Origin of the sequence: Kamptonema animale CS-326 (assembly GCF_028330895.1) — a bacterium.
Lineage (GTDB): Bacteria > Cyanobacteriota > Cyanobacteriia > Cyanobacteriales > Microcoleaceae > Kamptonema > Kamptonema formosum.
In genome coordinates, this window is record NZ_JAQMUA010000299.1 from 1 (window position 1) to 3,289 (window position 3,289).

Annotated in this window: 5 protein-coding genes; 1 reads left to right on the forward strand and 4 read right to left on the reverse strand. The window is 44.9% G+C overall.

Annotated features, from left to right (window positions below):
- Window positions 1-782 precede the first annotated feature (782 nt).
- Complete coding sequence (locus PN499_RS29585; RefSeq protein ID WP_334311698.1) at window positions 783-1,163, reverse strand: DUF2949 domain-containing protein; 381 nt, start codon at window positions 1,161-1,163, stop codon at window positions 783-785.
- Window positions 1,164-1,215: 52 nt separating this feature from the next.
- A complete protein-coding gene (locus tag PN499_RS17595) occupies window positions 1,216-1,434 on the reverse strand; it encodes a hypothetical protein (RefSeq protein ID WP_272033393.1) in 219 nt (72 codons plus the stop codon).
- A gap of 154 nt (window positions 1,435-1,588) precedes the next feature.
- Here PN499_RS17595 and PN499_RS17600 point away from each other — a divergent pair, with 154 nt between their 5' ends.
- Window positions 1,589-1,744, forward strand: a complete 156-nt coding sequence (locus PN499_RS17600; protein ID WP_272033394.1) for a hypothetical protein — start codon at window positions 1,589-1,591, stop codon at window positions 1,742-1,744.
- 34 nt (window positions 1,745-1,778) lie between these two features.
- On the opposite strand, the gene PN499_RS17605 is transcribed toward PN499_RS17600, so the two are convergent.
- Both PN499_RS17605 and PN499_RS17610 read right to left on the reverse strand, forming a co-directional pair.
- Complete coding sequence (locus PN499_RS17605) at window positions 1,779-2,951, reverse strand: type II asparaginase (protein WP_272033396.1); 1,173 nt, start codon at window positions 2,949-2,951, stop codon at window positions 1,779-1,781.
- A 98-nt stretch (window positions 2,952-3,049) separates the two neighbouring features.
- On the reverse strand, window positions 3,050-3,289 hold a 240-nt coding region (locus PN499_RS17610), incomplete at its 5' end, for a response regulator transcription factor (protein ID WP_272033397.1).

The following is a 3,289-nucleotide window of genomic DNA, read 5'->3' on the forward strand; positions in this document are numbered from 1 at the left end:
ATCGCGATCGCACTAGGTAATTATGACTAAAATTCCTCAATTCCCAATTCTTACCCAATATTGGCGATCGCTTACCCAAACGGTTGCAGGTTTGAGCGTTTATGATTGCAGACCGCTATAGTCTAGAGGACATTTGCAGACGATCTAGCCAAGGTGCAAGCGCGGACTTATGATGATATGGCTAGAAAATAAAGGGAGCGATCGCTCCCTTTGTCGATTTCAAGTATTTACGATGAATCAGGCTTTTGTAACTGGAGTGAACCTGTGATGTTGCCTACAGATTTACTTAAATCTTAAAATAGGACTTAGTTAAGTCTTAAAATAGTTGGTTTTTAAGTCTCTTTTTTAGAGTCGTTTCTTGATTTAAAAAATTTAATGCTATCCGTCGTAATAAGTAAATCCACCTAATTAAACATAAGATAAGGATGGCTAAAAAGCTGACTGTATAAACACTCTTCCTTCTCGCCTAGATAACTAAATTTTTCTTCCTTCTCTCCTAGATAACTAAATCCTTCTTCCTTCTTCCTTCTACTTATAACAAAGTTTTCAAACGCATTATCCCTACGGGTTGAGGACAAAACCATTAAAATATTGCAATTCCCAATAGACCCCCACTAACATCTCCAAATACTTTTAAATTAACTAGATTAACGTGAGCTTGAGGAAAATGCTTGAAACCCTAATGATTTTGGTGAACAGCCTCAAAATGACATACGTAAGATCGCTCCTTTCAGCCCTCAGAGAACTCACATTAGCTTAACTGGAAGTTCCTGACCATTAAACTAAGCAGTTGCCATCCAATCCCAAATTCGCTCTAGCTGTTGTGTGGTCACGAGTCCGTACTGCCATAGAACCATCCCAAAAAGATTGGGGCTATCTTCACTCCGGCGCTCGGCAAGCGCGATCGCAGAAATAGGAATGGCTAACTCTTCCCGTAAAAATTGCTTAAATAGATTGATTTTAGTAGTGTTCATGGCTTCACCCAAAAATTTGTTATTTGTATCTCCAACGCCGACTGAACCGATCTCGGTAAAATCTAGAATATCTAAATGCTTTATATAAACTTCTCGCTCTCCAGACTGAAGCTGTCTCCATCTAGAGAAATAACTTCTGCTTGGGGCTAAGCCTACCTTGAGATGAGCGATCCCCACTCCTTCAAGCAAAGTTAAGTTTAAATATCAAACAACAGTAAGTTTAAATACTTAGCAGGGACTTTTAACTGAGTTGAAAACTGATGTAGTTAGCCTGCGCCAATTCCAGCGACTCCTGCTTCACTCTCCCCGCCATCGCTGCTAACTGCAAGCTCATATAAGCATTCAAATCTTCCAAGCTGTAACTAGCTGAGAGCAACAATTGACCTATGAGCTTTTCTGCTTCTACTGTGAGGCGACCAGTGGTCAGAGCTTGTTGGGCAATTTCGCGGATGGGAATCATGGGAAAACCTGCTTTTGCTTTACATAATCAGTATCAAGGTTTTCCCTGCCTAGCTCAGTGATGCAAATTTCCTGTCTCTGTGATGATTTGAGTGCTGCATAGTGATTCGGCATCCAGAAAGCTGTGACATCGATCGCTAGCAGCATATCTATCCATGCCTGATTCTGACAAGGATACTAGGATTGAATGCAGAGCAAATCGCAAAGCTCTCTGGAAACCCACACTGCACCAGTCAAACTTTCAACTCTTGGCCGTCTTTGTGACTGATACAGAACAGGATTTTGGTTTTCCTAGCATCCACACGACCTAAGCGATGGGTTTCCGTTTTCGAGCGTTTTAGGAACCTAATAGGTATAAAACATCTCCTGAAGTTTTTGCGGATCGCTGGTAATTGTCAAACCCAGCATTAACAGAAGGCGAGCTTTTTGAGGAGTCAAATTATCCGTAACAATAAAGCCATTTTCATCATCTTTCTCTTCCCCATTTCGCACCACTCGCCCTGCACCCGTGCGCGAACTCCGCGCAATAATTATCCCTTTTTTGCTGGCTGCGATCGCGGCTGGCTCCAACTGCACAGAAATACTGCCATCCCCAACTCCTGCATAGACAATGCCTTTTGCACCATCGGCGATCGCAGCATTGAGCATGGCGGGGCGGTTGTTGCCATACCCATAGATAATGTCAACTTGCGGCAATGAGGTGAGGGTGCTGACTTCAAACGGAGTTGCTACGGTGTGTTTGCGAATCGGCATTCTATAGAAGTAAGGTTTGCCCAACTCAACATAGCCCAAATAACCCATATCATGCGCCTGAAAGGTGTTAAGGCTAGTGGTGTTCGTTTTTGTTACTTCGCGCGCCGCCGAAATTTGGTCGTTAAGGCTGACAAACACGCCTTTGCCTACGGCTTCGGGACTGCCTGCGATCGCCACCGCATTATACAAATTCAGAGGCCCATCGGCACTGAGAGCCGTAGCCGGTCGCATCGCTCCCACCACCACCACAGGCTTTCTACTTTTGGTAACTAAGTTGAGGAAATAGGCAGTTTCTTCGAGCGTGTCTGTCCCGTGAGTAATTACCACCCCATTGACATCAGGCTGTGCCAAAACTTCGTTGACGCGCTTAGCAATTTTCAGCAAGCCTTCGTTAGTCATGTTTTCGCTAGCAATTTGCAGCACCTGCTCGCCTGTAATATTGGCAATATTTTTTAGCTCTGGTACGGCTGAGATTAGACTTTCAACGGGCAGCTTTGCAGCCTGATACCCTACAGTTGTAGTAGAAGTTGCACCTGTGCCAGCGATCGTTCCTCCAGTCGCCAGCAGCACAACTTTGGGTAAGCGGGGCGATGGTGCAGGTGTGTTGGCAGGCGCAGGAGACTGAGCAATGGTTGGGGTGACAGGCGCGATCGCTAGGACTTGAGGGGCAGATGGCGATCGAGAGTTAGCGATCGCGGGCACGATCGTTAGACAACAGATAGTCAGCGCTGCCAATAAAGCAGGAATAATTTGCTTTTTATTCATAAAAAATCCCCTGAGATTGGTTTAGTCTCTGGAACGACAGAGCCAGCATAGCCCGTCTGTTTGTATGACTTGGTATTCTTAGGAACTTTATGAGTTTGTCAATCAACCAAATGATGTTCCATTGCAAAGCGAACCAACTCAGCACGGTTAGTGCGATCGCTTTTCCTCAACAAACTGCTAACATACTTTTCCACAGTGCGATGACTCAGATGAAGGCGATCGCCAATCTGAGCATTAGAAAGCCCATCTGTCAATAGCTGCAAAACATCTTTTTCTCGCTGAGTCAAACTCAGAGACTTCTCAGTAATATCTGAGTCTCCCCCGCCCCCCCGCTCCCC